The sequence below is a fragment of the Streptomyces sp. NBC_00988 genome (genome assembly GCF_045162645.1).
In the GTDB taxonomy this organism is placed as follows: domain Bacteria; phylum Actinomycetota; class Actinomycetes; order Streptomycetales; family Streptomycetaceae; genus Streptomyces.
In genome coordinates this window covers 7878933-7894485 of the sequence record NZ_CP108730.1, presented here as the reverse complement: position 1 = coordinate 7894485, position 15553 = coordinate 7878933, and the positions used below count along the sequence as shown (strand labels likewise).

Sequence of the window (15553 nt, the reverse complement as noted above, 5' to 3'; positions counted from 1 at the left end):
TTAGCTCCGGATAAGCGGTTTTACGAGAATTTGATACACGCTCATACCGACCTGGCGGTGGTGTGAGCCGATACCCGTGACCCTGCCCGGCGTCTCGCTCGACGTCGTGCTCGGCAACCTGATCCATCGTCATCCCCCGCCCTTCCCTCCGGTCGCGTCCCGCAGTGCTTTCCTCCCCCTTCTAAACGCCCGGTCCCATCAGCAGGTTCCCGGCACCAACGGATACAGTCACGCCCAGGCAACCACGGGGACAGGAGAGGGTCATTACCGGCAACCGGCAGACGAGCTGGGCGTTCGCCGACGCCTATGTCGCCGAGGACGAAGCACTGCGCTGGGCCCGTGACCGGGCCCGCGAGGCAGGGCTGCGCTCGGTGTCGCCCGGCACGGGCGCCGCGCTGCGGATGCTCGCCGCCACCGTGGACGCGAAAGCGGTGGCCGAGATCGGAACCGGGACCGGCGTCTCCGGAATGCATCTTCTCTACGGCATGCGGCCGGACGGGGTACTGACCACCGTCGACCCGGAGCCGGACCACCAGCAGTTCGCCCGTCAGGCCTTCCGCGCGTGCGGCTTCGCCAGCAACCGGGCCCGCTTCATCCCGGGCCGCGCCCTGGACGTGCTGCCCCGGCTCGCGGACGCGGGCTACGACCTCGTGTTCTGCGACGGTGACCGGCTGGAGTTCCTGGACTATCTCGCTGAATCGTTGCGCCTGCTGCGTCCGGGTGGCCTGGTGGTCTTCGAGGGCGTCTTCGCCAACGGCCGCACCGTCGACTCAAGCCCCCAGCCCACCGAAGTCCTACGGCTGCGCGAGCTGCTCCGCGCCGTACGCGAGAGCCCGGAGCTGGTGCCGTCGCTGCTCCCGGTGGGCGACGGCCTGCTGTGCGCCGTCAAGCGGTAGACAGGCGTCGAGCGCCGGACCTGCCGTAGGAATCCGAACCCGGGACTCCGGGAAAGCAGCTGCCCCGGCACCGTCTCGGGTGCCGGGGCAGCTGAAGGGGTATGGTCGCGTTCCGCCGCGTCAGCCGACGACCTTCTTGAGGGCGTCGCCCAGCGCGTCGGCCTCGTCAGGGGTCAGCTCGACGACGAGCCGCCCGCCGCCTTCGAGCGGAACGCGCATGACGATGCCCCGCCCCTCCTTGGTCACCTCGAGCGGGCCATCGCCCGTCCGCGGCTTCATGGCCGCCATGCTCGTTCCCCTTCCTGAAACCAGCTCATCGTCGCCGACGGCCCCATGGAGGGCACGCGCGGCCCCTAATGAGACACGCGTCACCGGCATCGAACACATTGCTTCCAAGCCATTATCCCGCATCTCAGGACCCGATGACCAACATCAGTCGGCATCGCTTGGGCAACGCGCGCGAGCAAAACCACTCAATTCGCCGATGTGACTGCGATACTCCGCCGCCGCGCCGACCCCGGCCGCCCGAATCCGGAGCGGAATTCTTTGACGCAGGTCACACGTCCGGTCCGGTGCGCGGACGGTGATCTCCGCCATGCTGTCCTACGGACGTACGGCGTACCGACCGGTACGCCGGAGCCGCGACACCCGAGGGGATACGCCATGGCCGACACCGTGCTCTACGAGGTGAGCGACGGACTCGCGACGATCACGCTGAACCGCCCCGAGGCGATGAACGCGCTGAACATCGCGACCAAAGTCGCCCTCAGGGACGCGGTACGGGCCGCGGCGGACGACGACGCCGTACGGGCCGTGCTGCTGACCGCGGCCGGTGAGCGGGCGTTCTGCGTGGGCCAGGACCTCAAGGAGCACATCACGCTGCTGGCCTCCGACCGCGAGGCCGGGACCGGGGCCACGATGACCACGGTGAAGGAGCACTACAACCCCATCGTGCGGGCGCTGGCCGGCATGACGAAGCCCGTGGTCGCCGGGGTCAACGGAGTCGCCGCGGGCGCCGGTTTCGGGCTCGCCCTGGCAGCGGACTACCGGGTCGTGGCGGACACGGCCGGCTTCAACACGTCCTTCGCGGGTGTCGCCCTGACGGCGGACTCCGGCATCTCCTGGACGCTGCCCCGGGTCGTCGGCCCTGGCCGCGCCTCCGACCTGCTGCTGTTCCCGCGCACGATCACGGCGCAGGACGCGTACGACCTGGGGATCGCCAACCGTCTCGTCCCCGTCGGCGAGTTGCACGCCGAAGCCGAGAAGGTGGCCCGGCAGCTGGCGGACGGTCCGACGGTGGCGTACGCGGCCCTGAAGGAAGCGGTGGCCTACGGCCTGACGCACACCCTTGAGGAGACCCTGGAGAAAGAAGACGAACTCCAGTCCCGGGCGGGCGCGTCGGAGGACCACGCGATCGCCGTGCAGGCCTTCGTCAACAAGGAGAAGCCGAAGTACTTGGGTCGGTAGGCGCCCACTAGGAGGCGTTTCTGGCGACGCATGTCTTCAGGTGGTCGTTCACCAACCCGCACGCCTGCATCAGTGCGTACGCCGTCGTCGGCCCGACGAATTTCAGGCCCCGCTTCTTCAGGGCCTTCGACAGGGCCGTCGACTCGTCCGTGACCGCCGGGACGTCCCCGAGTGTCTTCGGGGCCGGGCCCGGGGCCGGGGCGTGGGACCAGATGAACTCGTCCAGCTCGCCCGGCGCCCAGTCGGCCAGCACGCGCGCGTTGGCGATCGTCGCGTCGACCTTGGCGCGGTTGCGGATGATGCCGGTGTCGGCGAGGAGGCGTTCGCGGTCGGTCTCAGTGAAGGTGGCGACCTTGGAGATCCGGAAGCCGTCGAACGCGGCCCGGAAGCCCTCGCGGCGGCGCAGGATCGTGATCCAGGAGAGGCCGGACTGGAAGGCCTCCAGGCTGAGCCGCTCGTAGAGGGCGTCGTCGCCGTGGACCGGGCGGCCCCACTCCTCGTCGTGGTACGCGACGTAGTCCTCCGTGGACAGCGCCCAGGGGCAGCGCAGGGCGCCGTCCGGACCGGCGACGGCCCCGCCCTCGCTCACTGCTGGTCGCCTTCGACCGGCTTCTGCATGGAGACGTGGGCGCTGGCCTGCGCGCCCGCGAGGGCGTGCTCCAGGTCGGCGATCCGGGCGTCGCGCTCGGCGAGTTCGGCGGCGATGCGGCCCAGCGCGTCGTCCACCTCGGCCATGCGGTAGCCCCGCGCGGCGAGCGGGAAGCGGAGGGTCTCGATGTCGGCGTGGTTCACCGGCCGGTCCGGGGGCAGCGGGTCGTCGAGGCGCTCGGGCGCGGCGTCGGGCAGCGGGGCGCTGTCGCCGCCGCCGATCACCGAGAGGGTCACGGCGCCGACCACGACGGCGAGCGCGACGACCAGGAACAGGAACATGAACATCTCTGGGGTCTCCACGGGCGTCGATGTCGGACGTGCCGAAGCCGAATGTGTCAGGGTCCGATCGTGCCATGCGACGCTGACAGTTAGGGTCACAGGCGGCTGAAGACCGGTACGTACTAGGAGAGGTCACAGGGGATGCTCAGGCTGGGCAGGCGTGAATTCGACACGCACGAGCCGGTGATCATGGCGATCGTGAACCGGACCCCGGACTCCTTCTACGACCAGGGGGCCACGTTCCGCGACGAGCCCGCCCTCGCGCGCGTGGAGCAGGCGGTGGCCGAGGGCGCCGCCATCATCGACATCGGCGGGGTCAAGGCCGGACCCGGCGAGGAGGTGACCGCCGACGAGGAGGCGCGGCGCACGGTCGGCTTCGTGGCCGAGGTGCGACGGCGCTTCCCGGACGTGATCATCAGCGTCGACACCTGGCGGCACGAGGTCGGCGAGGCCGTCTGCGAGGTGGGCGCGGATCTCCTGAACGACGCGTGGGGCGGCGTCGACCCCCGGCTCGCGGAGGTCGCCGCGCGGTACGGCGTGGGGCTGGTGTGCACGCACGCGGGCGGCGCGGAGCCGCGTACCCGGCCGCACCGGGTGACGTACGACGACGTCATGGCCGACATCCTGCGCGTGACCCTGGGTCTCGCCGAGCGGGCCGTGGAACTCGGGGTCCCCAGGGAGTCGGTTCTGATCGATCCCGGGCATGACTTCGGGAAGAACACGCGGCACAGCCTGGAGGCGACGCGGCGGCTCGGCGAGATGGTCGACACGGGGTGGCCCGTGCTGGTCTCGCTGTCCAACAAGGACTTCGTGGGCGAGACCCTCGACAAGCCGGTCAAGGAGCGGGTCGTGGGCACGCTCGCGACCACTGCCGTGTCGGCGTGGCTCGGTGCGCAGGTGTACCGGGTGCACGAGGTCGCGGAGACTCGGCAGGTGCTGGACATGGTGGCGTCGATCGCTGGGCATCGGCCTCCGGCGGTGGGCAGGCGGGGGCTGGCGTAAGCCCGCGGCGGAGCCGCTGATGGATGCAGCCGCCCCCGCCGCCCCTACCCGTCCCATCCCTGGGGGCTGCGCCCCCAGACCCCCCTTCGGCCTGAACGGCCTCGTCCTCAAACGCCGGACGGGCTGAGGGTGACCGGACTCGACCGGGTTGCCGGAGCTACCGTCCCGCTTCCTTCGACACCAGCGCGACCGCCTCGTCCACGTCGTCCGTGACGTGGAACAGGAGCAGGTCCTTCTCGGACGCCTTGCCCTGGGCGATGAGCGTGTTCTTCAGCCAGTCGACCAGGCCGCTCCAGTACTCGCTCCCGAAGAGGACGATCGGGAAGCGGGTGACCTTCTGGGTCTGTACGAGGGTGAGGGCCTCGAAGAGTTCGTCGAGGGTGCCGAGGCCGCCGGGGAGGACCACGAAGCCCTGGGCGTACTTGACGAACATCATCTTGCGGACGAAGAAGTAACGGAAGTTCAGCCCGATGTCGACGTAGGCGTTGAGGCCCTGTTCGAAGGGCAGCTCGATGCCGAGGCCGACGGAGATGCCCTTGGCCTCCAGGGCGCCCTTGTTGGCCGCCTCCATGGCGCCGGGGCCGCCGCCGGTGATCACGGCCCACCCGGCCTCCACGAGGGCGCGTCCGAGGCGTACGCCCGCTTCGTACTCCGGTGAGTCCGGCTTGGTGCGGGCCGAGCCGAACACGCTGATCGCGGGCGGCAGTTCGGCCAGGGTGCCGAAGCCCTCGATGAACTCCGACTGGATCCGCAGCACGCGCCACGGGTCGGTGTGGACCCAGTCCGAGGGGCCGCCCGCATCCAGGAGGCGCTGGTCGGTCGTGCTCGCCGTCACCTGGCCGCGCCGCCGGAGGACCGGTCCCAGGCGCTGCTCCTCCGGTGGCTGCTGCTTGCCCTCGGGGTTGCCTGTAGCCATGTGCGCTCCCTCCACTTGCGGTGTTTCCACCTCAGCGTAGATCTACGCGGGTTACAGAGGGGGGACATACGGATGTCAGGCGGTGAGCCAGTCCCGCAGCCGCCGCTCCGCCTCGGGGATCAGGGCCGCCTCGACCCGCTCGTCCACCTTGTGGGCGAGGAGTTGGGCGCCGGGGCCGTAGTTCACCGCGGGCACGCCGAGCGCGCTGAAGCGGGCCACGTCCGTCCAGCCGAACTTGGGGCGCGCCTCGCCGCCGACGGCCGCCATGAAGGCCGCGGCGGCCGGGTGGGTCAGGCCGGGGCGGGCGCCGCCCGTGTGGTCGTCGACGACGAACTCGTCGACCCCGCAGTCGGCGAAGTAGTCGCGGACGAAGGCCTCCGCCTCCTCCTCGCTACGGTCGGGCGCATAGCGGAAGTTGACAACCAGGGTGCACGCGTCGGGGATGACGTTGGTGGCCACTCCCCCTTCGACGCGTACCGCGTTGAGGCCCTCGTGGAACTGGAGGCCGTCCACGAAGGGTGTGCGCGGCTCGTACGCGGCGAGCTTGGCCAGTGCCCTGGAGGCCGCGTGGATCGCGTTGGAGCCCATCCACGCGCGCGCGGAGTGCGCTCGTTCACCCTTGAACTTCAGGAACACCCGGAGCGTGCCCTGGCAGCCGCCCTCGACCTGCCCGTCCGTCGGCTCCAGGAGGACCGCGAAGTCGCCCTCCAGCCAGTCGGGATGGGCTTCGGAGACGTGCTTGAGGCCGTTGAGGTGGGCAGCGACCTCCTCGTTGTCGTAGAAGACGAACGTCAGGTCGCGGTTGGGCGCCAACACCGTTGCCGCGATGCGGAGTTGGACCGCCACCCCGGACTTCATGTCGCAGGTGCCGCAGCCCCACAGGACGCCGTTCTCGTCGAGGCGTGAGGGGACGTTGTCGGCGATCGGGACCGTGTCGATGTGGCCGGCCAGGACGACGCGTTCCGGGCGGCCGAGGTTCGTGCGGGCGACGACGTTGTTGCCGTACCGGTCGACCGTCAGGTGCGGCAGGGCGCGCAGCGCGGTCTCGATCGCGTCCGCGAGGGGCTTCTCGCTGCCGCTCTCCGAGGGGAAGTCGACGAGCTGCGCGGTGAGCCGTGCGGCGTCCAGCGTGAGGTCAAGTGCGGTGTCGGACATGGCGTCGACCCTAACCCGAAGGGCCTCTCCACCGTTTGTCCACACCCGGCGCAGCGGTAACAGGAGCCTCCAGTACCTTGTGGGGATGCTCCAGTCCCCCACCCCCAAGAAGCGTCGACGCGGCCGCCTCTTCCGGTTCTCCTCGGCGCTCGTGGTGCTGCTCGCGGTCGCGGGCTATCTCGTCGTCCAGTACGTCACCGGCGGCCGGGGCGGGCCCGGTTGCAAGGTGGTCTCCGGCAAGGACGACGGCCAGGCGTACGAGTTCTCGCAGGAGCAGACGATGAACGCGGCGACGATCGCCGCCGTCGGCACCGGGCGCGGGATGCCCGAGCGGGCCGTGACGATCGCGCTCGCGACCGCCCTCCAGGAGTCGCAGCTCGTCAACATCCAGCACGGCGACCTGGATTCGCTCGGCCTGTTCCAGCAGCGGCCCTCGCAGGGCTGGGGCACCAAGAAGGAGATCCTGGACCCGACGTACGCGGCGGGCGTCTTCTACGAGCACCTGTCCAAGGTGGACGACTACCAGCAGCTGCCCCTCACCGTCGCCGCGCAGCGCGTGCAGCGCAGCGGCTACCCGGAGGCGTACGCCAAGCACGAGCCCGAGGCCACGCTGCTGTCCGCCGCCCTCACCGGGCAGGCGGCCGCCACGCTGACCTGTCAGGGCCTTCCGGACACCACCCGGGCGGACACCGGCCCGGACGCCGTACGGGCCGCGCTGGTACGGGACTTCGGGCGCACGGTGCTGAAGGAGACGGGCGCGGAGGTGACCGGGGACGGCTCGGCATCGAAGGGCGCCAGGACGAAGGCCAAGTCCACGCCGACGCCGAGCGCGAGTGCGACCGGCGGGAGCAGCACGGTGACCCTGCCGGTGCGGTCCGGCAGCACGCGGACCGGTTGGCAGCTCGCGCACTGGGCGGTGGCCAACTCCTCGGTGCTGCACATCGAGCGCGTGTCGTACGCCGGCCGCGAGTGGGCCGCCGGCAGCGCGGACGACCCGTGGCACTCGACCGCCACGAAGGCCTCCGGCGGGGTGCGGATAGTGACCGAGCGGCCGGGCGGGCAGCAGTAGCCGCGAGGCAGTGTCCGGGCAGTAGTACGGGTCGTCACCCGTAGGGGTTATGCGTGGTCGATGCGGGCCCGGGCGCGCGCAGGTTTTCGTGCGGTCACCCTGGCGTGCGCCGAAGTCCTTGGAAACAAAGGGCTGCGAGCATTTGGCAGGCTTTCACACCGGGCGCTCTTTGTCCGTTTTTATCCGTAGCTGATTATGCGACGCATTGCCAACTCTTTACGTTGCCGCTCCGCAACCTTCGCGCGCTTCGAGCGGTAGTCACTGCGTCCGAGCCCGGAGATCAACACAAGGAGCATCATGTCCCTCCCCCTGACCCGCCGGATCGCCCGTGCCGCGCTGCTCGTCGCAGCGGGAGCGGCAGCCGGGGTCGGTGCGGCCGGCTCCGCCAGTGCGGCCCCCTCCCTGCCGGCCACCCCGAACCTGGGCGCGCTGACCGCCCTGGACGGGGCGAGCGTCGGCAACACGGTCGACGGCGCGAGCCAGAACGTCACGGGGGTCGCCGGCAAGTCCGGTGGCCAGACGCTGGAGAAGGCGGTGCCGGCCGCAGGCAAGACCGGCGGGAAGGTTGCCAAGACGGTGGCTCCGGCCGCACAGCATGTTGCCGGGGACACGGCGGGGCAGGCCGGAGGCCTGCTCGGTGACACGGCCAAGACGGCGACCGCGGGTGGCGGGTTGCCGACGGACGCGGTGACCAAGGGCGGGCTGCCCACGGCGCAGGAGCTGCCGCTCAAGGGTCTGCCGCTTGGCTGAGTGTGCCTGCGGAAAAGGGGTCCAGGGAATTTCCCTGGACCCCTTTTCCGCGTCATTCATCGGCTGGCGAAGACAAAAGACCTTCAGCTGAGCCTGTTCACGGCTGCCCTTACTCGCTCATCCGTAGCTGTCAGGGCCACTCGTACGAAGTTCTCGCCCGCTTCTCCGTAGAAGTCGCCCGGCGCCACGAGGATGCCGAGGTCGGCCAGGTGGGCCACCGTCTTCCAGCAGGACTCGTCCCTCGTCGCCCACAAGTACAGGCTCGCCTCGCTGTGTTCGATGCGGAAGCCGTGCTTCAGCAGGGCCTCGCGGAGGGCCGTGCGGCGGGTCGTGTAGCGCTCGCGCTGTTCCTGGACGTGGGTGTCATCCCCTAGGGCCGCCACCACCGCCGCCTGAGTGGGCGCCGAGGTCATCATGCCGCCGTGCTTGCGGATCTCCAGGAGCGGGGCGAGGACCTCCGGGTCGCCGGCCAGGAAGGCAGCGCGGTAACCGGCGAGGTTCGACCGCTTGGAGAGGGAGTGGACTGCGACGATCCCGTCGTAGGAACCGCCGTTGACGTCCGGGTGGAGGACCGAGACCGGGTCGGCCTCCCAGCCGAGTTCGAGGTAGCACTCGTCGGAGAAGATCAGGATGCCGTGTTCGCGGGCCCAGGCGACGATCCGGGTCAGCTCGTCCTTCGGCAGGACCTCACCGGTGGGGTTCGACGGGGAGTTGAGCCAGAGGAGCTTCAGGCCCTCGGGGTCGAGAGTCGTGGGGTCGTCGTAGGTCTCGTACTCGGCGCGGGCCAGGCGGGCGCCCACCTCGTACGTCGGGTACGCGAGGCGCGGGTAGGCGACGCGGTCGCCGGGGCCCAGGCCCAGCTGGGTCGGGAGCCAGGCGACGAGTTCCTTGGAGCCGACGATCGGGAGGACGTGGCGGTGGGTCACGTCGCGGGCGCCCAGGCGGCGCTCCACCCAGCCGGTGATCGCGTCACGCAGTGCCGGTGTGCCCCAGACCGTCGGATAGCCGGGCGAGTCCGCCGCGGCGATCAGCGCTTTCTGGATCAGGTCGGGAACCGGGTCCACCGGGGTGCCGACGGACAGGTCGACGATGCCGTCCGGGTGCGCTGCGGCCGTCTTCTTGTACGGCTCCAGCTTGTCCCAGGGGAAGGTGGGCAGGCGGTCGGTGACTGCGGACACGATGACTGGCTCACTTTCTGGTGCGTGCGCCCCGTACGCGCGCCCCGTACAGCCGTCGTCAGACCGCCGTACGGCAAACGCCTCGGCCCCGTAGGGCGCTGATCGGGCGTGATCAGGCCGTACGGGACCGAGGCGGCGCGTCTGTGCGGGCCGCTCTTACTGGTTCTGCGGCGGCAGCGCGGCGACGAAGGGGTGGTCGCGCTCGATCAGGCCCAGCTTGCTGGCGCCGCCCGGGGAGCCGAGCTCGTCGAAGAACTCGACGTTGGCCTTGTAGTAGTCCTTCCACTCCTCGGGAGTGTCGTCCTCGTAGAAGATCGCCTCGACCGGGCACACCGGCTCACAGGCTCCGCAGTCGACGCATTCGTCCGGGTGGATGTACAAGGACCGTGAGCCCTCGTAAATGCAGTCGACCGGGCACTCCTCGATGCACGCCTTGTCCTTGACGTCGACACAAGGCTGCGCGATGACGTAGGTCACGCTGTCGTTCCTCCTCGATAGGGCGCTGGCGGGCCTCCGTAGGCTCCGCCGCCCGGCGCGCGGGAGCGCGGCGTCGTCCATGCCCGCACCTAGTATCTCCGTTCCGGGGCGTGATCCATACAGGAGGGGTGAACTGACCTGTGGAAATCTCTGCGGCGGGACGTCTTGAGGTCCGCATAACCGCTGCTGACGTGGGCAAACGGGTGTCCGTCAGGCGCTTGACAGGTGCTGAAGACACGACGGAGAAGTTCACCGACACGGTGGGTGTTCTCACATCATGGGACAGCGGTGTGCTGACGATCACACGTAAGGGTGGCGAGTCCGTCCGTGTTTCGGAATCCTCGCTGGTGGCGGGCAAGGCCGTCCCGGCCGCTCCGGCCCGCCGTCGGGGACCGTCCGCCACCTACCGGGAGTTGGCCCACGTCTCCGCGCGCGCGTGGCGGCCGGTGGAGAGCGAGCGGCTCGGCGAGTGGGAGCTGCGCGCCGCCGCCGGATTCACCCGCCGCGCCAACTCCGTGCTGCCCCTCGGCGATCCCGGCCCGCCCCTCGACGAGGCCCTGACCGTCGTACGACGCTGGTACGGCGACCGGGGCCTGCCCGCGTACGTCCAGACCGCGACCGGCGCCGAGGGCACGCAGGAGCTGCTCTGCGCCGAGCTCGAACGGCGCGGCTGGACCCGCGAGGTCACCGCCGAGCTGTGGGTCGGGGCCCTGGCCCCCGTCGCCGACCGCGCCGATGCCTCCGGCGTCGTGCTGTCCCGGTCGGCCGACGAGGCGTGGCTGGCCCGCTATCAGCGCAAGGGGGTGAGCGAGGTGGCCCTGAAGGTGCTGGGGAGCGGGCCGTCGGTGTGGTTCGCGACCGTGCCCGGCGAGGGTGCCGAGCCTGCGGCCATCGGGCGGTGTGTCGTCGACGGGCGGTGGGCCGGGTTCGCCGCGGTCGAGGTCGATCCGGCGCTACGGCGGCGGGGGCTGGGGTCGGTCGTCATGGCCGCGTTGGCCTCGCGGGCGTTGGAGGAGGGGGCTTCGGCCGCGTGGTTGCAGGTCGAGGCGGACAACGTGGGGGCGCGGGCGCTGTACTCCGGCATGGGGTTCTCCGCGCATCACGCCTATCACCACTACCGCGACCATCGCGACGGTTCGTCGTGAGCGGGTTCGGGTTCGGGTTCGCGATGCCTGCGCCCCGGCCTCCGGCGGCTGAACGGGCCGCTGTGGTACGGCAGTTGTTCGCCGAGGAGGCTCGGGCCGAGCGGTCCGATCTCGCGGCGCTGTGTCTGCTCGTGGGGGCCTCGGCGGACGGGGCGCTCGACGACGCCGGGATCGACTCGGTCCAGGTGGAACTGGACCGGCTGGCCGGGCAGGTGCCGTATCGCCCCGGCGGGCCCGCTGCCTGGGCGAGCGCGTTGCGTCAACTCCTGGGCGAACGGTTCGAGTTCCGGGGCTCGCCCGGTGACTATCAGCGGCTGGAGTCCTCGCTGCTGCACGCGGTGCTGCGGCGGCGGCGCGGGTTGCCGATCCTGTTGTCCGTGGTGTGGATGGAGGTGGCTCGGCGGGCGGGGGCGCCGGTGTACGGGGTCGCGTTGCCGGGGCACTTCGTGGTGGGGTTCGGGCCGGCGGAGGATCAGGTGTTGGTTGATCCCTTCGTCGGAGGGCGGGTGTTGTCGGGCGGCGATGCGGAGTTGTTGGTGGCGGGGGCTACGGGGGCTTCGCTGGAACCCGGGATGCTGGTGCCCGCGGCGCCTCTGGAGGTTGTGTCTCGCGTCCTGAACAACATCCGGGCGTGGGCTGCCGCTCGGCCTGAGCGGTCCGATGTCGCCCTGTGGGCCGTGGAGTTGGCGTTGGTGTTGCCGTCTCATGCGGCTCGGTTGCGGTACGAGCGGGCTCAACTGCTCGTACAACGTGGGGACTTCCTCACCGGAGCGGCCGAACTGGACGCGTATGCCGAGGTGGTGGCGGTTGTGGATGAACCTGCCGCTGACCGGGTGCGGGGGCAGGCGCAATCGGCTCGGGCGATGCTGAACTAGCAGTGCGTCTACGGGTGCGTCGGGGCTGGTCACGCCCACGCGGCGGAGCCGCACATCGATACAGCCCCGCGCCCCTCAGCGGAACTGCCCTCCCGTGCGTCTTACAGCCAGCCTTTCTCTCTCGCGATGCGTACCGCCTCCGCCCTGTTCCTCACCGCCAGCTTCTGGATCGCCGTCGACAGATAGTTGCGGACCGTCCCCTGGGACAGATGAAGGGCTTTGGCCAACTCCGCGTTCGTCGAACCGTCCGCCGCCGCCCGCAACACCTCACGCTCGCGGTCCGTCAAAGGGTTCGCGCCCTCCGCGAGAGCCGCCGCCGCGAGGGTGGGGTCGATGACCCGCTCCCCCGCGAGCACCTTCCGTACCGCTTCCGCCAGTTGGGCCGCCGGGGCGTCCTTCACCAGGAAGGCGTCCGCTCCCGCTTCCATCGCGCTGCGGAGGTAGCCCGGGCGGCCGAAGGTCGTGAGGACCACCAGCTTCAGCGCGGGGAGTTCCTTGTGGAGTTGGGCCGCCGCCTCGATGCCCGTGCAGCCCGGCATCTCGATGTCGAGGAGGGCCACGTCCACGTCGTGCTGTCGTGCCGCCGCCAACACCTCGTCGCCGCGGGCCACTTGGGCGACGACCTCGATGTCGTCCTCCAGACCGAGCAGTGCGGCCAGTGCCTCGCGGACCATCGACTGGTCCTCGGCGAGGAGGACCTTGATCGTACGGCTCATGCGGGCGATCCTACGTCCGTCACGGCGGCCGGAGCGTCGGCGGGCACCCGTGCCACCAGCCGGAAGCCGTGTTTGAGGCGGGTCGCCTCCAGGGAGCCGCCGGCCTTCTCCAGGCGCTCGGTGAGGCCGGTCAGACCGTTGCCGGGGCCCTTGCCCGAGCCGCCCGAGCCGTTGTCCTCGACAGAGAGTTCGAGCATCGGGCCGTCCAGGGTCTGGCGTCGGACCAGTTCCGCCACGCAGCGCTGGGCGCCGCTGTGCCGTACGACGTTCGTGATCGCCTCACGCAAGGCCCAGGCCAGGGCCGACTCGCTGTCCTCGGACACGGCGGTCAGGTCCGGTTCCGCGGGGAGGTCCGCGATGACGCCCGCCGCCGTCAACGCGACCTGCGCGCCCGCCAGTTCGCCGGCCAGGCGGGGGCGGCGGTAGCCGGTGACCGCCTCACGGACGTCCACCAGGGCCTGGCGGCTGACCTGTTCGATGTCGGCGACCTGCTGGGCCGCCTTGTCGGGGTGGCCGGGGAGCATCCGGCCCGCGAGTTCGCTCTTCAGGGTGATCAGCGAGAGCGAGTGGCCGAGGAGGTCGTGGAGGTCTCGGGCCAGGCGCAACCTCTCCTCGTTCGCCGCCAGTTGGGCGACCGTGGCGCGCGCCTTGCGCAACTCGACCGTCGTGCGCACCAGTTGGCGTACGCCCGTCATGGAGTAGCCCACCAGCAGCACGATCAGGAACAGGCCCCAGGCGTCGTCCAGGTCGTCGACGAACCAGCCCGCCAGCATCATCGCGGCGGTGGTCAGCGGGATCGTCCAGTACGCGGCGGTCAGGGGGAGGGTGACCCCGCAGGTGACGGAGACGTACACGAAGAGGCCGAGCCAGGAGTCGCCGAGGCTGAGGGCCAGCGCGACGGCCAGGACCCACAGCACGGCGACCATGGCGCCGACGAGCCAGCCGGAGTAGGGGCGGCCCATGGTGCGGAAGACGACCGCCAGATAGATCCCGGTGAAGGCCACCAGGCCCACCCAGCCGGCCGTCGTGGCCGCGGTGGTGTGGTGGCCGGCCAGCAGGTCCTGCACGGGCGCGCCGAGGAAGACCAGCCAGGGCAGGATCCACACCAGCTTGCGCAGCACCTCGCCCCGGTCGCGGGGCGGCTGTCCGATCCGGATCAGCCGCTCCACCCTGGCCTTCTCCGGCAGCGGGTCCTCGGTCATCGCGCTCACGCCTTCAGCGTGTCCTTCCGGTACAGCCACGCCGCCCCGCCCGCGAACAGGGCGAAGTAGACGACGAGGAGGGTGACGTCCTTGGCGTGGGGCGACTGGCTCTGCTCGATCGCCTGCCCCAGCGCAGCGTACGCGTGCGTGGGCAGCCACTTCGCGATGGACTGCAGCCAGTCGGGGAACGTCGTGGCGGGCATCCACAGGCCGCCCAGCATCGACAGTCCGAAGTACGTGATCATCGTGATCGGCCGGACCGCGTCCCCGCTCGCCATGTACCCGATGGCCACCCCGAGCGCGGCGAAGACCAGGCTCCCGGCCCAGATCGCGCCGGTCAGCGCGAGCCACTGCCAGGCGTCCAGCCGTACGTCCTTCACGGTCGCGGCGACGATGAAGACGACGACGATGGAGGGCAGGCTGACCACGGCGGCGCTGGCCGTCTTCGCGATGACATAGCCGCGCCCCGGCAGCGTGGTGAGCCTCAACTGCCGTACCCAGCCGCTCTCCCGCTCCTTCGCGATGCGCTCGCTGTTGCCCATCAGGACGGCGGTCAGGGCGCCGAAGGAGGCCATCGAGACCATCATGTAGGTGGCGACCGTCAGGCCCGTGCCGTCGACCTTGTCCGTGGTGCCGGCGCTGCCCGCGATCAGCAGGAACAGGGCCGAGGGGTAGATCACCGAGAAGAACAGGAACTTGCGGTTGCGCAGGGCGCGGGTGAGTTCCAGTTTGATCAGGCTGTTCATGACTGCTTGGCCTCCTCGGCGGCGGTGATGGCGACGAAGGCCTGCTCCAGGCCGAGCCCGGCGACTTCGAGGTTGCGGGGGTAGACGCCGAGGCCGTAGAGCGCGTGGACGGTCGCGTCGGCGTCGGTGGACTGGATGCGGACCGTGGAGCCGCTGATGTCGACGCTGGTGAGGAACGGGAGGGACCGCAGGGGGGTCTCGTCGATCTCGCCCTCCAGGTCGAAGGCGACCTTGCGCGCGCCGGCCTTCGCCTTGATCTCGGCGGCGGTGCCGTCCGCGAGCAGCCGGCCGCGGTGCAGGACCAGCACGCGGTCCGCGATAGCGTCGGCCTCTTCGAGGTAGTGGGTGGCGAAGAGGACCGTACGGCCCTGGTCGGCCTGTTCGCGCATGGTGGCCCAGAAGGCCTGCCGGGCGGTGACGTCCATGCCGGTGGTCGGCTCGTCGAGGACGATCAGGTCGCTGTCGCCCGCGGTCGCGAGGGCGAAGCGGACGCGCTGGGCCTGGCCGCCGGAGAGCTTGTTGACCTTGCGGTCGGCGATCTGCGCGACGCCCGCGCGGGCGATCACGTCCGCGACCTTGTACGGCCTGGGGTGCAAGTCGCAGGCCAGCCTGACCAGTTCACCGACGGTGACCTCGTCCATCAGCCCGCCGCTCTGCAGCATCGCGCCCACCCGCCCGGCGACGATGGCGTCACGCGGACTGGTCCCGAAGACCTCGACCTTGCCGGTGTCGGCCTGCTTGAGCCCGAGCAGCAGATCGAGGGTGGTCGACTTGCCGGCCCCGTTCGGCCCCAGCAGGGCCACCGTCTCCCCCGGGTGCAGCACGAGCGACAGCCCGTCGACGGCCCGCACCTCGCCGTAGCTCTTGCTCACCTGATCGAACCCGACCACCGCTGTGGTCGCGGTCCCCGCTGTTGTCGTCATGCCACCCATCGTGGCCGCCGGGGGCGGGTGCCCGGCAGTGTCGGCGGTCCGGTGTGCCGCATGACAGATGTCATACGACCAGGCGGATCCCGTACGACGAAGGGGC

General features: G+C 70.6%; 18 protein-coding genes. 7 read left to right on the top strand and 11 right to left on the bottom strand.

What is annotated here, in order from left to right:
• The first annotated feature begins 197 nt into the window (after positions 1 to 197).
• Positions 198 to 896, top strand: coding sequence for an O-methyltransferase (locus tag OG496_RS36450; RefSeq protein ID WP_078622928.1), 699 nt, complete (start codon positions 198 to 200; stop codon positions 894 to 896).
• Positions 897 to 1016: 120 nt separating this feature from the next.
• On the opposite strand, the gene OG496_RS36445 is transcribed toward OG496_RS36450, so the two are convergent.
• Positions 1017 to 1184 (bottom strand): DUF3117 domain-containing protein, encoded by a 168-nt coding sequence (locus OG496_RS36445; protein WP_003966491.1) that lies wholly within the window; start codon positions 1182 to 1184, stop codon positions 1017 to 1019.
• 375 nt (positions 1185 to 1559) lie between these two features.
• On the opposite strand from OG496_RS36445, the gene OG496_RS36440 reads away from it, so the two are divergent.
• Entirely contained in the window at positions 1560 to 2363 is an 804-nt protein-coding gene (locus tag OG496_RS36440) for an enoyl-CoA hydratase-related protein (RefSeq protein WP_366489683.1), read from the top strand.
• A 7-nt stretch (positions 2364 to 2370) separates the two neighbouring features.
• Here the strand turns inward: OG496_RS36440 and OG496_RS36435 are convergent, their stop codons facing one another.
• Positions 2371 to 2952 (bottom strand): DNA-3-methyladenine glycosylase I, encoded by a 582-nt coding sequence (locus OG496_RS36435; protein WP_405973910.1) that lies wholly within the window; start codon positions 2950 to 2952, stop codon positions 2371 to 2373.
• A complete protein-coding gene (locus OG496_RS36430; RefSeq protein ID WP_405976785.1) occupies positions 2949 to 3299 on the bottom strand; it encodes a DivIVA domain-containing protein in 351 nt (116 codons plus the stop codon). The genes OG496_RS36435 and OG496_RS36430 overlap by 4 nt, the downstream gene beginning before the upstream one ends.
• A gap of 135 nt (positions 3300 to 3434) precedes the next feature.
• Here OG496_RS36430 and folP point away from each other — a divergent pair, with 135 nt between their 5' ends.
• Entirely contained in the window at positions 3435 to 4295 is an 861-nt protein-coding gene (gene folP, locus OG496_RS36425; protein ID WP_365305210.1) for a dihydropteroate synthase, read from the top strand.
• A gap of 157 nt (positions 4296 to 4452) precedes the next feature.
• Here folP and OG496_RS36420 read toward each other — a convergent pair whose 3' ends face one another.
• Both OG496_RS36420 and dapE read right to left on the bottom strand, forming a co-directional pair.
• A complete protein-coding gene (locus OG496_RS36420; RefSeq protein WP_366489679.1) occupies positions 4453 to 5211 on the bottom strand; it encodes a TIGR00730 family Rossman fold protein in 759 nt (252 codons plus the stop codon).
• A 75-nt stretch (positions 5212 to 5286) separates the two neighbouring features.
• Positions 5287 to 6366 carry a succinyl-diaminopimelate desuccinylase gene (gene dapE, locus OG496_RS36415; protein ID WP_399387055.1) on the bottom strand — a complete coding sequence of 360 codons (1080 nt, stop codon included), beginning with the start codon at positions 6364 to 6366 and terminating at the stop codon, positions 5287 to 5289.
• A gap of 85 nt (positions 6367 to 6451) precedes the next feature.
• Between dapE and OG496_RS36410 the strand changes: the two genes are divergently transcribed.
• Entirely contained in the window at positions 6452 to 7435 is a 984-nt protein-coding gene (locus tag OG496_RS36410; protein WP_405973909.1) for a heavy metal transporter, read from the top strand.
• A gap of 297 nt (positions 7436 to 7732) precedes the next feature.
• A complete protein-coding gene (locus tag OG496_RS36405) occupies positions 7733 to 8185 on the top strand; it encodes a hypothetical protein (RefSeq protein ID WP_019072065.1) in 453 nt (150 codons plus the stop codon).
• An 83-nt stretch (positions 8186 to 8268) separates the two neighbouring features.
• Here OG496_RS36405 and OG496_RS36400 read toward each other — a convergent pair whose 3' ends face one another.
• Together OG496_RS36400 and fdxA are read right to left on the bottom strand one after the other, a co-directional pair.
• Positions 8269 to 9363: a bifunctional succinyldiaminopimelate transaminase/glutamate-prephenate aminotransferase gene (locus tag OG496_RS36400; protein WP_405973908.1), complete on the bottom strand. Its 1095-nt coding sequence runs from the start codon at positions 9361 to 9363 to the stop codon at positions 8269 to 8271.
• Positions 9364 to 9519: 156 nt separating this feature from the next.
• Positions 9520 to 9840 carry a ferredoxin gene (gene fdxA, locus OG496_RS36395; protein WP_019058397.1) on the bottom strand — a complete coding sequence of 107 codons (321 nt, stop codon included), beginning with the start codon at positions 9838 to 9840 and terminating at the stop codon, positions 9520 to 9522.
• A gap of 140 nt (positions 9841 to 9980) precedes the next feature.
• Between fdxA and OG496_RS36390 the strand changes: the two genes are divergently transcribed.
• Positions 9981 to 10985, top strand: a complete 1005-nt coding sequence (locus OG496_RS36390; protein ID WP_405973907.1) for a GNAT family N-acetyltransferase — start codon at positions 9981 to 9983, stop codon at positions 10983 to 10985.
• A 23-nt stretch (positions 10986 to 11008) separates the two neighbouring features.
• Positions 11009 to 11860, top strand: coding sequence for a tetratricopeptide repeat protein (locus tag OG496_RS36385; RefSeq protein ID WP_405976784.1), 852 nt, complete (start codon positions 11009 to 11011; stop codon positions 11858 to 11860).
• A gap of 101 nt (positions 11861 to 11961) precedes the next feature.
• Here OG496_RS36385 and OG496_RS36380 read toward each other — a convergent pair whose 3' ends face one another.
• The 4 genes from OG496_RS36380 to OG496_RS36365 are packed head-to-tail and all read right to left on the bottom strand — an operon-like array spanning position 11962 to position 15447.
• Positions 11962 to 12576: a response regulator transcription factor gene (locus tag OG496_RS36380; protein WP_366489671.1), complete on the bottom strand. Its 615-nt coding sequence runs from the start codon at positions 12574 to 12576 to the stop codon at positions 11962 to 11964.
• Positions 12573 to 13778 carry a histidine kinase gene (locus OG496_RS36375; protein ID WP_366490382.1) on the bottom strand — a complete coding sequence of 402 codons (1206 nt, stop codon included), beginning with the start codon at positions 13776 to 13778 and terminating at the stop codon, positions 12573 to 12575. The genes OG496_RS36380 and OG496_RS36375 overlap by 4 nt, the downstream gene beginning before the upstream one ends.
• A 5-nt stretch (positions 13779 to 13783) precedes the next feature.
• On the bottom strand, positions 13784 to 14524 hold the full coding sequence (locus OG496_RS36370; protein ID WP_399387044.1) for an ABC transporter permease: 741 nt from the start codon (positions 14522 to 14524) through the stop codon (positions 13784 to 13786).
• Positions 14521 to 15447, bottom strand: coding sequence for an ABC transporter ATP-binding protein (locus tag OG496_RS36365; RefSeq protein WP_405973906.1), 927 nt, complete (start codon positions 15445 to 15447; stop codon positions 14521 to 14523). The genes OG496_RS36370 and OG496_RS36365 overlap by 4 nt, the downstream gene beginning before the upstream one ends.
• Positions 15448 to 15553: the final 106 nt, after the last annotated feature.

Bases quoted from the DNA above. Each gene is read 5' to 3' on its own strand.
- OG496_RS36420 (WP_366489679.1), bottom strand. From the start codon at position 5,211: ATGGCTACAGGCAACCCCGAGGGCAAGCAGCAGCCACCGGAGGAGCAG.
- dapE (WP_399387055.1), bottom strand. From the start codon at position 6,366: ATGTCCGACACCGCACTTGACCTCACGCTGGACGCCGCACGGCTCACC.
- OG496_RS36385 (WP_405976784.1), top strand. From the start codon at position 11,009: ATGCCTGCGCCCCGGCCTCCGGCGGCTGAACGGGCCGCTGTGGTACGG.
- OG496_RS36405 (WP_019072065.1), top strand. From the start codon at position 7,733: ATGTCCCTCCCCCTGACCCGCCGGATCGCCCGTGCCGCGCTGCTCGTC.
- OG496_RS36375 (WP_366490382.1), bottom strand. From the start codon at position 13,778: ATGACCGAGGACCCGCTGCCGGAGAAGGCCAGGGTGGAGCGGCTGATC.
- OG496_RS36370 (WP_399387044.1), bottom strand. From the start codon at position 14,524: ATGAACAGCCTGATCAAACTGGAACTCACCCGCGCCCTGCGCAACCGC.
- OG496_RS36365 (WP_405973906.1), bottom strand. From the start codon at position 15,447: ATGACGACAACAGCGGGGACCGCGACCACAGCGGTGGTCGGGTTCGAT.
- OG496_RS36440 (WP_366489683.1), top strand. From the start codon at position 1,560: ATGGCCGACACCGTGCTCTACGAGGTGAGCGACGGACTCGCGACGATC.
- OG496_RS36430 (WP_405976785.1), bottom strand. From the start codon at position 3,299: ATGTTCATGTTCCTGTTCCTGGTCGTCGCGCTCGCCGTCGTGGTCGGC.
- OG496_RS36410 (WP_405973909.1), top strand. From the start codon at position 6,452: ATGCTCCAGTCCCCCACCCCCAAGAAGCGTCGACGCGGCCGCCTCTTC.
- OG496_RS36445 (WP_003966491.1), bottom strand. From the start codon at position 1,184: ATGGCGGCCATGAAGCCGCGGACGGGCGATGGCCCGCTCGAGGTGACC.
- folP (WP_365305210.1), top strand. From the start codon at position 3,435: ATGCTCAGGCTGGGCAGGCGTGAATTCGACACGCACGAGCCGGTGATC.
- OG496_RS36380 (WP_366489671.1), bottom strand. From the start codon at position 12,576: ATGAGCCGTACGATCAAGGTCCTCCTCGCCGAGGACCAGTCGATGGTC.